9 protein-coding genes are annotated in these 13,390 nt (G+C 58.4%); 3 read left to right on the forward strand and 6 right to left on the reverse strand.

What is annotated here, in order from left to right; translation table 11 throughout:
• Positions 1 to 285 precede the first annotated feature (285 nt).
• On the forward strand, positions 286 to 2,172 hold the full coding sequence (locus ACO0LO_RS04345; RefSeq protein WP_422962973.1) for a bifunctional diguanylate cyclase/phosphodiesterase: 1,887 nt from the start codon (positions 286 to 288) through the stop codon (positions 2,170 to 2,172).
• Positions 2,173 to 2,212: 40 nt separating this feature from the next.
• Here the strand turns inward: ACO0LO_RS04345 and ACO0LO_RS04350 are convergent, their stop codons facing one another.
• From ACO0LO_RS04350 to ACO0LO_RS04360, 3 genes are all read right to left on the reverse strand, one after another.
• Positions 2,213 to 2,713 (reverse strand): PilZ domain-containing protein, encoded by a 501-nt coding sequence (locus tag ACO0LO_RS04350; RefSeq protein ID WP_422962974.1) that lies wholly within the window; start codon positions 2,711 to 2,713, stop codon positions 2,213 to 2,215.
• A 334-nt stretch (positions 2,714 to 3,047) separates the two neighbouring features.
• Positions 3,048 to 4,031, reverse strand: coding sequence for an alpha/beta fold hydrolase (locus ACO0LO_RS04355; protein ID WP_422962975.1), 984 nt, complete (start codon positions 4,029 to 4,031; stop codon positions 3,048 to 3,050).
• A 283-nt stretch (positions 4,032 to 4,314) separates the two neighbouring features.
• Entirely contained in the window at positions 4,315 to 5,631 is a 1,317-nt protein-coding gene (locus ACO0LO_RS04360) for a serine hydrolase domain-containing protein (RefSeq protein WP_422962976.1), read from the reverse strand.
• 214 nt (positions 5,632 to 5,845) lie between these two features.
• Between ACO0LO_RS04360 and ACO0LO_RS04365 the strand changes: the two genes are divergently transcribed.
• Complete coding sequence (locus tag ACO0LO_RS04365; protein ID WP_422962977.1) at positions 5,846 to 8,116, forward strand: ATP-binding protein; 2,271 nt, start codon at positions 5,846 to 5,848, stop codon at positions 8,114 to 8,116.
• Here the strand turns inward: ACO0LO_RS04365 and ACO0LO_RS04370 are convergent.
• The 3 genes from ACO0LO_RS04370 to ACO0LO_RS04380 form a co-directional block, all read right to left on the reverse strand.
• The gene (locus tag ACO0LO_RS04370; RefSeq protein WP_422962978.1) at positions 8,108 to 10,324 is read right to left on the reverse strand and encodes a response regulator; all 2,217 of its coding nucleotides are present in this window, start codon (positions 10,322 to 10,324) and stop codon (positions 8,108 to 8,110) included. The two genes, ACO0LO_RS04365 and ACO0LO_RS04370, sit on opposite strands and share 9 nt — an antisense overlap.
• A gap of 190 nt (positions 10,325 to 10,514) precedes the next feature.
• A complete protein-coding gene (locus ACO0LO_RS04375) occupies positions 10,515 to 11,255 on the reverse strand; it encodes a hypothetical protein (RefSeq protein WP_422962979.1) in 741 nt (246 codons plus the stop codon).
• 43 nt (positions 11,256 to 11,298) lie between these two features.
• Positions 11,299 to 11,889 (reverse strand): hypothetical protein, encoded by a 591-nt coding sequence (locus tag ACO0LO_RS04380; RefSeq protein WP_422962980.1) that lies wholly within the window; start codon positions 11,887 to 11,889, stop codon positions 11,299 to 11,301.
• Positions 11,890 to 12,162: 273 nt separating this feature from the next.
• On the opposite strand from ACO0LO_RS04380, the gene ACO0LO_RS04385 reads away from it, so the two are divergent.
• Positions 12,163 to 13,275, forward strand: coding sequence for an HAF repeat-containing protein (locus ACO0LO_RS04385; protein ID WP_422962981.1), 1,113 nt, complete (start codon positions 12,163 to 12,165; stop codon positions 13,273 to 13,275).
• Positions 13,276 to 13,390 lie beyond the last annotated feature (115 nt).

Raw genomic sequence — 13,390 nt, forward strand, 5'->3', positions numbered from 1 at the left:
GTTTGCAAATTTATACGGGCTTGTCTGCCATACTGCAATTAAAACCACAGAACTCGTCCGCATGATGGACTTTGGATATCGCAACGATTTGCCATTTCCTGATGGAATCAATCCCGTTGTAAAAAACCAACTCCTGCGGACGCAGTACAATGGATTTAATCCCGGACGAATAACGCTTCTTCCTGTAGCCGCATGGCAATGGCTGCATCAATGGACTATTCCTTTCATTCGGGCTGATTCATCGCAGACTTTGCCAATCGGCAGTCAAGCTGAAAGGGGTTCCGCATGCACACCGACTCTGACGCAGTGCTGGAGCATGAGCTGCGGCAACAGCAGCAGCAACAGCAACAGCAACGCCAGAAAATACAGGACGCGGAAGACCGTCGCCTGACGGAATTGTCGCGTTATGCAGTGACGACGGACAAGTCCGACCCCAACCTCGATTTCCTGACCCAGCTCGCCGTCAAATATACCGGCTCGCAGATCGGCGGCATCAGCATCGTCTACCAATCCCAGATATGGCTGCCGTCGCGCGTCGGCGTGGATGCGGCCCATGTGCCGCGCGCCGGCTCTTTTTGCACGCAGGCGGTGGATGCCAATACCGACTGGTTTGAAGTGGAAGACGCCCGCAGCGACCTCCGATTTTGCAATAACCCGCTGGTCAGGCTGGTGCCCGGCTACCGCCACTATGCGGCCGCCTTGCTGAGCGGTGCCCGCGGCTACCTGCTGGGAACGCTGTGGGTGATGAGCGAAAAGCCGGGGATACTCGATGCAGAGCAGCGCACTACGCTGCAGGCGCTGGCCAGGCAGGTTGTCAGCATCCTGGAATTGCGTTACTGCAACGATGTGACAGGCATGTCCAACCGCGCCACCTTCCTGCACCATCTGCAGTTGGGGCTCACCGCGGACAGCGGCCAGCATGTGGTGGTGGGATTTGCCGACCTGATGGGTTTCCGCCAGTTCAATGATGTGTTCGGCCGCGAGACCGGCAACTGTTTGCTGCGGCTGATGGGTGAGCGCTTCAGCTCGTGGGCCGGTCCCAAGAATCTGGTGGCGCACCTGGGGGGCGACAAGTTTGCGTTTGCGCTGTTCGGCGAGCGCGCTGCCTTGATGGAACAGCTGGAAAAACTGAAAACCATCGTCAGCGCTCCCATACAGCTGAACAATGTCGGCAGCCGCGTACTGCATGCGCGGGTCGGTATCGAGCACCTGGATACGCCGTTCGCCGGCGCGCCGGCCGCTTTGCTGGATGCGGCGGATACTGCCGCATCCTCCATCAGCAGCAACCTGCTGCGAACGACGATCAAGGAATACGGCCTGGAGCTGCTGGAACGCTCGCACCTGATCATGGAACTGCAAAGCGCGCTAAACCGCGAAAACCGGCATGGGGCGCTGGTCGTGCACTACCAGCCCCAGGTCAACTACCGCAGCGGCGAGCTGATCGGCATGGAAGCGCTGGTGCGCTGGCAGCATCCGGTAAAAGGTTTGATCTTGCCGGATACTTTCATCCCCTTGGCCGAGAGCACGAATAAAATCTACCCGCTGGATTGCCTGGTGCTGATGCAGGTATGCAAGGACATGCGACAGTGGATGGACTCGGGGCTGGACATCGTCCCGGTATCGCTGAACATGTCGCGGGCATCGTTGCTGCATCCCAGCATGGCGGCTGACCTGCGCACAGCGATGGACAAGTACCGCATTCCAGGCCACATGCTGGAACTGGAGATTACCGAAAGCCAGCTGCTGGAAACCCAGGACTTGCTATCGGCGCGCGTGGATGAGTTCCGGGAACTCGGTGTCCGGATCGCGGTGGATGATTTCGGCACGGGCTATTCCAACCTGGATGCGATCAACAGCTTCCCTTTCGATCGTCTCAAGGTGGACCGGCAGTTTGTACACGGCGTGGCCGGCAGTGCGCGCATCGCCGGCCTGTTCCACCTGATACAGGGCATTGCGGAATTGTTCGATGCAGACCTGCTGTGCGAGGGTCTGGAGGACGTAGAGGATCTGCAATGGCTGTCGCGGCGCGGCGCCAACTGCGTGCAGGGCTGGTATTTCAGCAAATCGCGCACGCCGGAAGAAATTGTCGGGCTGCTGACGCGCTTGCACGAGCGTCCGGCTGGTGCGAAGGTGCTGACGGCGGAAGAATTGCGGGATCTGCTGAAGGATTGAAGCAGCGGTAATCAGGTCGGGAGCGGATCAGGACGCTGCTTCAAACATCCATATAAGCCATGCCGCCGGCATTGCTGATTTCCAGTCTTTCTTCCAGCAGTTTCTTGTCGCCTTTGCGGAATTCCAAAAACTCCAGGCCGATGCGGAACAGCTGCTGCGACAGGATGGTGTAGTTCATGCGACAGCTGATTTCCAGGATTTTCTCGCGGGTGCCGGCGTTCAAGGGCGGCAGTGCCAGCAGCAGGATGACCTTGCCTTCATAAAAAACATTGTGGTCGCAGTGGATGCTGAGCCCGCCGAGGGAAATGTCGTTGACGCGGCCGTGGAAGGTCTTCTTGCCGTTGCCGCCTTCATACACGATCGCCATGCGCCATTTGACCAGATAGCGCTTGTGCGCGCGCACATTGGTGCGCGGCAGCTTGGCCGAAAAAAAAGGCAGCGGCGAAGGAGGGGCAGAGCTCAGTTCCTGCTCTTCCTTGTTCAGACCCTGCAGTATGCGCAGGCTGTCTTCTACCGCTTGGTCTACATCTGGGTTTTTCATGGTGTACATCTATCCTGCATGCGGCCAGCCGCGACTTCAATGGAATCCTGGGCACTACAGCGCGAATGCAAAAATTATAAGCGCAAAACATGCCGGCTTGCGCAGGCATCGGTTTCTTTTCGGCGCGGCAAACCGGCGGGCGGTCTGTGTTTAATCGGTGACAGCTTGAATGATAGGGGAATATTTGTCTCGCGGCAATTCAATTATTGCTCTTTTGTTATTTTCTGGTTGATGTTGCTGATATTGCTGATGTGGCGAAGCGGCAGGGCTTCCTCGGGGAAGCCCTGCTGCTTTAAGTCGCCCGATGACAAGCGGCTTATTTTTCTTGGTTTCCTTATTTACCCGGAGCCTGGTTCACGAAGTTTGTCAGCAGCGGAATCACTTTTCCAGGCGCTTCTTCGATCAGCCAGTGGCCGGAGCCGGTAATGACTTGGCCATCTACATTGTCGGCCACCAGTTTGACCTGGTTGATCAGGAAGGTGCCGCCGGATTTCTCGCCGGAGATGACCAGCACGGGCATCGTCAGTTTTGTCTGTCCCAGCTGCTGGAAGTCTTGTGCATCTTTTTCAAAATTATGGAAGTATTCAAACCCGGCACGCATGCCGCCCGGCTGCGCATAAGCTGCGGTGTAGATGCGGCGGTTGGCTTCCGGTACGGAATGGTTGCGGTCGGCAGCAAAATCATTCCAGAAGTGTTCGAAGTAGATGCGTTCGCGGCCTGCCACCAGTGCCAGCGGCACGTCGCCGTAGAAATGGAAGTGCCACAGGTCGCGCAGCAGCCACATGTCTTGCCAGTTGCCTATGCCTGGCAGGAAGGCGTCCATCAGCACCAGGCGGTCTGTCTCCTGCGGATATTGCGCCGCATACGCATAAGCCACCATCAGGCCGATATCATGGCCGACCACCGTGGCATGCTGGTAGCCCAGCGACTGCACCAGCGCATGGATATCCTGCGCCATGGTTTTCTTGTCGTAGCCGCCGGCCGGTTTTTCAGACATGCCGGCGCCGCGCAGGTCAGGCACGATGACGGTATGGTTTTTCGCCAGGTCGGGCATGACCGGCGTCCACATATAACCGGTGTCGGTGTAGCCGTGCAGCAGTACGACCGGGCTGCCCTTGCCGCTGATCTGGTAATGCAGTTGCACGCCGTTGACCTTGACGTCATGGGCGCTGAAGCCGGGTGCGGTAGGGGTGATTTCCTGGGTTTGCGCTTGCGCGCCGGCAGACAGGCCGATGCTGATTGCAGCAACGGCGACGGCAGCAGCGGCCTGGATGCCGCGCAGCAGGCTGCGGCCGGATGAGATGGATGCTTGTGTCATGATGATCTCCTGTTGAAGGCGGCTATCGGCGATAGCCAGCCGGTGAACACAGGATATGATTTATATATTCGATCAACAATGTGGAATATATTCATTAACCATTCATAATTTGTGAATTAAGGTCTTACGCTCATATAGCGAGGTGTCGCGCTTATTTGTAAGGTAGCAGGGAGGATGGATGGGAAGCTTGCATTCTATTGCCGCCGCCGTTCATCGTTGATGAAGGCAGCGGCACGCTGATGTTGCCGCTGGCAAGGCAGCCTGCGGAAACAGGCTTGCCAGCCTACTTGCTGAGTGAATCCGCCAGTGCGCCGAAGGCGGCGTCCGTCAGCGGGATGTTGGCGATATTGCCGGCGATGGGGTGGGAAGAAAACTTGGCAATCACCAGTTCTGCCTTGGGGTCGATATACACGCGCTGGCCGTGGATGCCGCGGGCATCGAACACGCCGTTCCTGTTATTCGATACCCACCACATGCTGCGGTAGGAGTAGCCGCTGCCGTAGCCGGCCACGTTCGGGTAGCCGGCCTTGGCAAATTTGGCCGGGTCGCCGCCTTTGCGGATGTCTTCGATGACGGAGGTTGGCACGATCTGCTGGCCGTTGAATTTGCCTCCCAGACGCATCATCTCGCCGAAGCGCGCCATATCCCGCAGCGGCAGGCTCAGGCCGCCGCCACCGGATTCCGAACCGATGGAATCGACGCTGAAGTAAGCGTCATTTTCCGCGCCCAGCTTTTGCCAGATTTTTTCAGACATCAGCGCAGAGGCCGATTTGCCGCTGGCGCGCTTGATGATCCAGGTCAGCACTTCGGCATTGGACGTTTTATAGGCGAAGGCTTCGCCGTGGCTGCCTTCTTTTTTGAGCCTGACCAGGAATTCGTAGAAATTCTTCGGTCCTGCATAGCCGGGCGGCACGGGCAGCATGCTGCCGGAGCGGGCGTAGTCGAACACTTCCGCCTTCGGATTGGCATAGTCTTCCGAATATTGCACACCTATCGTCATGTCCATGACCTGGCGCACGGTGGCGTCGCCATAGGCGCTGTCCTTCAATTCGGGAACGTATTTGGTGACCAGGGCTGCAGGATCAAGCGTGCCTTCCGCGGCCAGTATGCCGGCCAGCGTGCCGATGAAGGATTTGGTGACGGAAAACGCACTATGCGGCAACTGCGGCTCTGCACTGCCGCTGTATTTTTCATAGATGACCTTGCCTTTGTGCAGCACGATAATGCTGTCGGTATAGGTGCGGGCCAGCATGTCTGCCCAGGTGGCCTTGGCGCCCTTGTCGTCGGTGAAGCTGAGCTGGTCCAGGTTTTTCAGTTCCACCGGCAGCACGGACGGCGCGCTGCTGCCGCGCCAGACATTCACGGTGGGCACCATTTCGCGCATGTGCGAGAACGACCAGCGGGTGCGCGGGAAGCTGTAGAAGCTGCCGTTGCCGAAAGTGACCACCTTGTCCGGCGGCGGCGGAAAACCCTGCATCCAGCCCAGGGCTTTAGAATCGGTGGCTGCCGGGTCGGGCAGGGCAGGGGCGGTTTGCGCCAGACTGGCGCTGCCCGAGGCGAGGGCGGCAAGAACGGTGGCTGCGGCCATGGTAGCTTTCATAATGTCTCCAGATTTTATTTTATTTGAACGCTCTGAAACTCATCTCAGTATCATCTCATTGATACGAGCGAGAGGCGCTCTACATTAAACCTTATCAATTGCTACATTACAACCGCATTATTTTCACCAATGTTGTGCATTTCCAAAAAATTGTATGGGATGGCTGAGTGTGCCTGGTTTGCATACTACAATCGTGGCTCCCACCGGAGCAAAGATGAAGATACGCACCCAGTTGATGTTTATCGCCGCGGCCACGCTGCTTCCTGTTGTCGTATTTTCTGCCGTGGCGCTGAACCTGCTGCTGGAAGCCGAGCGCAATGCCGCGCTGAAAAACCTGCGCGAAGCCGCGCGCGCGATGGCGCTGATTGTCGATAGCGAACTCGGCAATGCGGATGCGGCGCTGCGGGTGCTGGCCACGTCGCGGGCGCTGGCCAGCAAGGATCTGCGCGGTTTTTACGAACAGGCCAAGTCTGCCGACCGCGGCCCCGGGTCGTGGACGCTGCTGTTCAACTACAATGGCGAGCAGCTGATCAACACCCTGCTGCCTTTTGGAAATACCCTGCCGAGTTCGGCAGACCTGCTGCGCGTCCAGGCCAGCAAGATGGAACTAAAAAGCGTACTGGAAGGCGTGGCGGGCAACCGTACCTATGTCTCGAACCTGCTGAAAAGCCCGCTGACAGGCAGGCTGGTCACCACGGTCAACGTGCCGGTGCAGCTGCCCGGCGACATGAAATATCTGCTGACCGAGACCTTTGCCGCCGACTATTTCGTGCGGGTGCTATCGCACGGCAATATCCCATCCAGCTGGACCCTGGCGATCATCGACCGCGACGGCAATTTCATCAGTCGCAGCCGCGGGGCGGACCAATTGATAGGCAAGCCGGCGCGGCCTGAGCTCATCAGGGCGGCGCGCGATGCGCAGCAAGGGCAGATCCGGCACCTGACGCTGGAGGGCGTGGATTCCTATGATGTGTTTGTGCACTCGGCGCTGGCCGGCTGGACGGTGGCAATCGCCGCGCCGGCCGACCAGATAGAGCTGTCGGCGCGGCGCGCTGTCAAGCTGGCGGCACTGGGTTTGCTGGCCGCTGTCCTGATGGCGGCCGTTACTGCGGCACTGGTCAGCCGCAGCCTGGTGCGCGCCATTGCGGGAGCCGCGGCTTCCGCTGCGGCAATCGGCCGGGCAGAGGTGCCGGCAGAAAGCATTACCGACATCGAGGAAATAGACAAGCTGCATGCCGCGCTGAACAATGCCGGCATTTTGCTGCGCCAGGAGCTGCAGTCGCGCCAGCGGGCCGAGGCGGAGCGTGAAGCACTGCTGGGCAACGAGCAGCATGCGCGCCAGCTGGCGGAGCAGCAGAATACCGCCAAGGACCAGTTCCTGGCCCTGCTGGGGCATGAGCTGCGCAACCCGCTGAGCGCTATCAGCGGCGCCATCCGGCTGATGCAGATGCAGCCGGCGGGCGGGGTCAATCCCCAGCACCTGCTGCGGGCGCAGGAAATCATTGAGCGCCAGAGCAAGCACCTGAGCCATATTGTGGATGATCTGCTCGACCTCAGCCGCATGAGCATGGGCAAGATCTCGCTGAACAAAAAGCCGCTGGACCTGGCCCGCGTCGTCAAGGCCTGCGTGGATGCCCTGCACACCACCGGCCGCACCAGTGCCTACACCGTGTCGGTCGCGGTGGAATCTGCGTGGGTGGACGCTGATGCCACAAGGCTGGAACAAATCATCAGCAACCTGATCGGCAATGCGCTGAAGTTCACACCGGCCGGCGGCAAGATCGACATCAAGCTGAAGGCGGAGGCTGCATCCCACACGGCCGTGCTGATGATCCACGATAACGGCATCGGCATTTCCAGCGAACTGCTGCCGCGCGTATTCGACGCTTTTGTACAGGGTGTGGCGCAGTCCGACAAGGCGCTGGGCGGCCTTGGCATAGGCCTGCATCTGGTGCGGCAGCTGGTGCAGCTGCATGGCGGCGAGGTCAGCCTGATGAGCGCCGGCGCCGACCGGGGCACGACAGTGCTGGTGCGCCTGCCTTTGCTGTCGGAAGAAGCGCGTCAGGCGGTGGTGCCGGTAACGGCAGAAACCGCCGGCGCGGCGCCGCTCAGCATCCTGCTGGTGGAAGACAACCGCGATGCGCGTGAGATGATGGCTGCCTTGCTGGACATGCACGGCCACCAGGTGATAGAAGCGGACACCGGCGAAGAGGGCGTACTGCGCGCACTGGAGCACAAGCCCGGCATTGCCATTATCGATATCGGACTGCCCGACATCGACGGCTACCAGGTGGCGGCCCGTATCCGCAGCCATCCGGCCTTGCGCGGCACGCTGCTGATTGCGCTGACCGGTTATGGACAACTGGCCGACCAGCAACGCGCACTGGGGGCGGGGTTTGATTACCACCTGGTCAAGCCGGTGGACATAGACCGGCTGATGGACATCATCCGCGGCAATTCCGCCGCGAGCCGGCTTTCAGTGTAGCCGGGAAGGGCGCTGCAATTCGTGCTTGAGCACGTTGATCAGGTCAACCAGGTGGTAAGGTTTTGCCAGCACCCGCACACCCGGTATGCCGACTGCCTGTTCGGTATAACCGGTTGCCAGCACGATGCGGGTAGCGCGGAAACGTGCAGTAATCGCCTTGGCCAATGCGATGCCGTCGGTAGCGCCGGGCATGACGATGTCTGACAGGATCAGGTCGAAGGTAGTGCCCGATTCAAGGATGCGCAAGGCCTCGTCACCGTCCCGGGCCACCGTCACGCTGAGGCCGGCCAGCTCCAGTGCGGGCCGCACGGTTTCGCGGATCAGCGTATCGTCTTCCACCAGCAGCAGCGTGGCAGCCGGCATGGACGCGCCGACTTCTTCTTTCACCGGCTTGGGGGCGGGCACATCGCTGTCCGAGCGCGGCAGATAGATGCTGACCAGGGTGCCTTCGCCTGCCTTGCTGCTGAGCGTCAGCGTGCCGCCGCTCTGCCGGGCAAAGCCGTAGGCCTGTGGCAAGCCCATGCCTGACCCCTTGCCCATCATCTTGGTTGTAAAAAACGGGTCCAGTGCCTTGCTGGAAATTTCATCGCTCATGCCGGCGCCGGCATCGCTCAGCTTCACGCACACATAGTCGCCGGCTTGCAGCGGGTCTGCCGGCTGCGTCAGGATGTCGTTATGGATGGACAGCTGTATGACGCCGCCCTGGGGCATCGCGTCGCGGGAATTCATGATCAAATTCAGTAGCGCCAGTTCAAACTGCAGCGGGTCCAGCCGCACCGGCCACACGTCCTGCTCCACCTCCAGCTTCAGTTCCATATTGCTGGGCAGCGCGCCTTTCAGCAAGGGCAGCGCGCTGTTGATCTGGCGCGTCATGTCCACGGTTTCCAGCCGGGCTTCCTGCGTGCGGCCAAAGGCCATCAGTTGCGACGCCAGCTGCGTTCCCTGCTTGACGGCGCGCTGGCAGGTAGCGATCAGCGCGGCGGTTTTTTCATCCTTGCTGGTCATCGCGGCGACCTGCAGGCCGGTGGTCAGCGTTTGCAGCACATTGTTGAAGTCGTGCGCAATGCCGCCGGTGAGGCGGCCCAGCGACTCCAGCTTTTGCCCTTGCAGCAGCGCCCGTTGCGCATGCTGTGCGTCGGCCACGGCCAGTTCCACGCGGCGCTCCAGCTCCCGCTTTGCATCATGCAGGTCGGCCGAGGCCTTGCGCAGCGCGGCATGCACCGCATCCATTTCTTCGATATCGAAGGCGTGCGGTTCCACCGTTTCGCCGCGGCCCAGGCCTTCCGCCGCCAGCCGCAGCACTTGCGCCGACCTGCTGGTGCCTGCCGCCACCCATAGCGCCGCCCAGATCGCACACCCTAGCAGGAACAGCGACAGCAGCCCCATCATCTTGGTCGTGGCAATTGCCGCCTGCTGCAAATCCTTGCGCGGTACGCTGACGACAAAGGTCCAGTCCGAATTGGGCGCCTTGCTAAAAAACGCGGACACTGCCTCTCCGCTCAGGGCGGTTCCGTCGTTGAAGCCGTCATTGTATTGCCGTATCTTGTCCATGATGGGGCCGTTGGCGCGGCGGCCGACATAGTCCTGCGCCTGCTTGCTGCGGGCAACCACGACGCCGGTACGGTCAACGATGGTGCCTATCCAGTTGGACGGCAGTCGCTGCTCGTCAAATACCGACTGCAGGATGTTGGCATAAATGCCCATGTCCAGGTAATAGGCGATATTGCCGTTGCGGAGTACCGGTATCTGGATGGAAAAGCTGTTGCGTTTGCTGATGGGTGCAAAATACAGGTTGGATACGATGGTGGCCTCAGGGCCATAGCGTTCGCGCAGTTCGCGCACGATGGGCACCAGCGGCTGCTCCACGGTATTGAACGGTAGCCGGGTATTGAGCAGCACCTTGCCGCTGGGGTCATGCAGGATGATGGCGCTATCCGTGGTATCGGAAATCCTATGGGCCTGACGGTAAAAGCTGGGCAGGTCGCCTTCTTCCAGGCTCTGCGAAATGGACAGCGTACGCAGGATGGCTTCGCGCCGCGCGATTTCCTTATCCACCACCAGCGCCATTGCGCGCGTCACTTCGCGCATATTCTGCTTGTTGGCTTGCTGTGCTTCCAGGTAAACATAGGCGATACTTGCTGCCGCAGTGATGATGGCGGGAACCAGGACGGCAAGGACAAGTATCAGGAGCCTGGAGCGAATGCGCATGTATTTATTTCGCAGTTGGAATATGACTAGTCTAACAAATTCTGCGAATTGAGTGTCTTTGATACAGATTTGTTACTTTTTCGCTTGCGCGGCCACTGGCAATGCAATCCCTGCACCCGTGCTTGGTATGCGGCTCTTTATGAAAATGCCGGGAACCTGTTTCGCCCCTTTATTTTTCGCCAACCCATATTTACAGCGTTGCCCATTGCCCGCTTGCCGAATTTTCTCCCTCCATTTTGAGCCATTTGTAAGTCCATTCGTTGCCCTCTTTGTAGCCGATTACCATGGCCATCCCCGCTCCAAGCTTGGCGCCGCGCTGGTAGCTGGCGATAACGTCCCACCCAAAGATGAGGTCTCTTCCCCGCCCGGTATTCACGGGGGCTTCATCTTCGCTATCGCTGCCGCTCGATTTTGATTCTTTCTTTACTGGCGGGGGTAGCGGAAACGGCGAAATGGACAGTTTGCGCCGAACGCTTGGAGCGTCATCGTCGTTAACAGGCATTTGAAGCGAACTTTCGGCATTGTCCCTGTCGATTTGCCTGTTTCTGGCCTCACCCATGGAAGGGGGCTGTTCATTGGCGATATGTGCGACGTAGGTGTCCGTCACAACGAACCTGCATCCCGAGAAGGTGCTGGTGAGGAAAAATTGACAAGGGGTGAGGTTGAGCTCGCGGACCAGCACACTTTCTACACTCAGATTTTTCCACGGTAGCCAGTAGACCTGCTTGATGTGCGTAGAATTCTCCGGATTGCCATCTGCCATGCTCAGGTCGTAGCCGGTGCCGTTTTCACGCCGGGCGGCGTTGATCCAGACGGCGCCCTTGGCATTTGTTTCACTGCGCTGATCCCTCAGCTTGCCGTTAAACATAATGACCCCAAGCGTGTTTTCTCCAACCAGGCCGGGTACCTCATCCCATAAACTTGGCATCATGCGTTCCTATCAAGTGATCGTTCTATTTTGATGTGCTAAATTTTCATTTGTTATTTTTCTCCCGCGAGCAATTGCACATCATGTGGGCGACGCGCAATGGACTGGCATTGAAGGCTTCTTTTTTCAGATACTTCTGCTCTCCCAGCGATTTTTCAAAAAAACCTTTCGACTTTTCCAATTCTCGTTTTCTTTGTATCCAATCCCCGCCGCCGCGATTAGGTGAACTATAGTGATCGGTATGCGGCACAGTTTCATGTAGATTGCCGCTGCGGCTTTCCCACTCTTCTTTTCCTTCTACGTTCACTTCAATTTTTTCTTTGCAAATCTGGCAGTAGATTGTTCCGCCGACCGACGTTGAACGCTTGCGGATTTCCAGTTGGCGGCCCTTGTTCCAAGTGGGGCGGGGCGAGACACAGCCACCTTTTTCAATATCCAGCGCCTCCGAATCCTCGTAATTGAGCCTCTTCGGTTTCGCTGTATTTTGATCGAGAAGGTGATCAAAGGGGCATCTTTCCGGTAACTTTCCTTTGTAGTAAAAAATACCTGGGTCACAAGTGTGCTTGGTGCATTCGACGACCCAGATGTCCACCGTTCTTACTTTCTTTTTCTTCCGTGGTTTTTCTTCTGCCAGCATTGCGATGCTCCTTTGAATTGAGATTGGAACGGCATTCAAAAAGACTGCACCCATGTCCCGGGTCAACCAAATCAGGGCTCATGAGCCAAATATGATTTTATTTTCAGTTATTAAAAATATACCATTTTCGAATGAAATGTTTGTTTTTTTATACTATCAAGAGGCCGTACTTATCAATTTGTCCATGAGTAATTGATACAGATTTTGGTCAATAATGATGTATATTTAAAAGCAACTCTTTGGTACGCGAAATCTCACCTGAAAGGACCTTGTATGCGCTGTGCACTCCGTAGCTGTTTGTTCCTGCTGGCCCTGTCAGTCCTGGCAGGCGGCGAGGCCGCCGCAACGACCCATTCCCTTGGCATTTCGTCGCCGCTGCAAGGCGGATCGCTGGCCTCCGACATGAATGCATCCGGGCAGGTTGCTGCGATGATCGAGGACCAGAAGGGCGGCTGGCATGCCGCGTTTTTTGAAAAAGGCGAACTGATCAAGCTGGAGACGCTGGGCGAAACGGAAAGCGAAGCAAAACGCATCAACGACAAGGGCGAGCTGATCGGCTCATCCAACAAAAAAGACGGCACCTGGACAGCTTTCCTCTACAGCCGTGCCACAGGCATGCAGGAACTGGGTACCCTGGGCGGCGCCAACAGCCACGGCGCGGCGCTGAACAACGCGGGCTCCGCCGTGGGTTTTGCCGACACTGCCAATGGCGACTGGCATGCCTTCCTGCACCAGCCCGGCGAACCGCTGAAGGACCTGGGCACACTAGGCGGCAAGATCAGCTACGCCAGCGGCATCAACAATAGGGAACAGGTAGTCGGCACGGCGACCACGGAAGACGGCTCCCGCCACGCTTTTCTGTACGATGCCGCGCGCGGCATGGTGGACCTCGGCACGCTCGGCGGCCGCTACAGTTCCGCCACCGCGATCAATGACAAGGGCGTCGTCGTCGGCACATCCGAAATGAAAGACCGCAGCTGGCATGCCTTCGTTTATGACGGCACGCAAATGAAAGACCTGGGCCTGGTTATCGGCGCCGGCGACAGCTTCGCTACGGCCATCAACAATGCCGGCCATGTCGTCGGCAGCGTGGAGATCGGCGAAAGACACCTGTCCTTCGTCTGGCGCGACAACAAAATGCTGCTGCACCCCAGCGGCAAAGGCCTGTACCTGACGAACGCCATCAACGATGCGGAGCAGGTCATAGGCGCCACCTACGACCGCGGCCTGAACGCCGCCACCATGCAGTCAAACGCAGCGCCGTTTGTAGACCTGGGCGGCACCAAAATTCTCAGCTTCAACCTGATCATGGTGCTGCTGGCCGGCACGGTGGTGATCTTTCGCAAGCGCTTCAGGGGATTGTTTTTCAGGACATATCACTTTTAGTATTGGCGCAGGCGAAGGGAGGATAGGTTCGGAGCAGGTGGGGTGTGGACGAGCGGCGGTCAGCCGTGATTCAACTTTTTCGATGTATCAAGCAGCGCCACTGCGAGAATGTGGC

Source organism: Undibacterium sp. TJN25, from assembly GCF_049339885.1.
In the GTDB taxonomy this organism is placed as follows: domain Bacteria; phylum Pseudomonadota; class Gammaproteobacteria; order Burkholderiales; family Burkholderiaceae_D; genus Undibacterium.

Bases quoted from the DNA above. Each gene is read 5' to 3' on its own strand.
- ACO0LO_RS04345 (WP_422962973.1), top strand. From the start codon at position 286: ATGCACACCGACTCTGACGCAGTGCTGGAGCATGAGCTGCGGCAACAG.
- ACO0LO_RS04350 (WP_422962974.1), bottom strand. From the start codon at position 2,713: ATGAAAAACCCAGATGTAGACCAAGCGGTAGAAGACAGCCTGCGCATA.
- ACO0LO_RS04355 (WP_422962975.1), bottom strand. From the start codon at position 4,031: ATGACACAAGCATCCATCTCATCCGGCCGCAGCCTGCTGCGCGGCATC.
- ACO0LO_RS04360 (WP_422962976.1), bottom strand. From the start codon at position 5,631: ATGAAAGCTACCATGGCCGCAGCCACCGTTCTTGCCGCCCTCGCCTCG.
- ACO0LO_RS04365 (WP_422962977.1), top strand. From the start codon at position 5,846: ATGAAGATACGCACCCAGTTGATGTTTATCGCCGCGGCCACGCTGCTT.
- ACO0LO_RS04370 (WP_422962978.1), bottom strand. From the start codon at position 10,324: ATGCGCATTCGCTCCAGGCTCCTGATACTTGTCCTTGCCGTCCTGGTT.
- ACO0LO_RS04375 (WP_422962979.1), bottom strand. From the start codon at position 11,255: ATGATGCCAAGTTTATGGGATGAGGTACCCGGCCTGGTTGGAGAAAAC.
- ACO0LO_RS04380 (WP_422962980.1), bottom strand. From the start codon at position 11,889: ATGCTGGCAGAAGAAAAACCACGGAAGAAAAAGAAAGTAAGAACGGTG.
- ACO0LO_RS04385 (WP_422962981.1), top strand. From the start codon at position 12,163: ATGCGCTGTGCACTCCGTAGCTGTTTGTTCCTGCTGGCCCTGTCAGTC.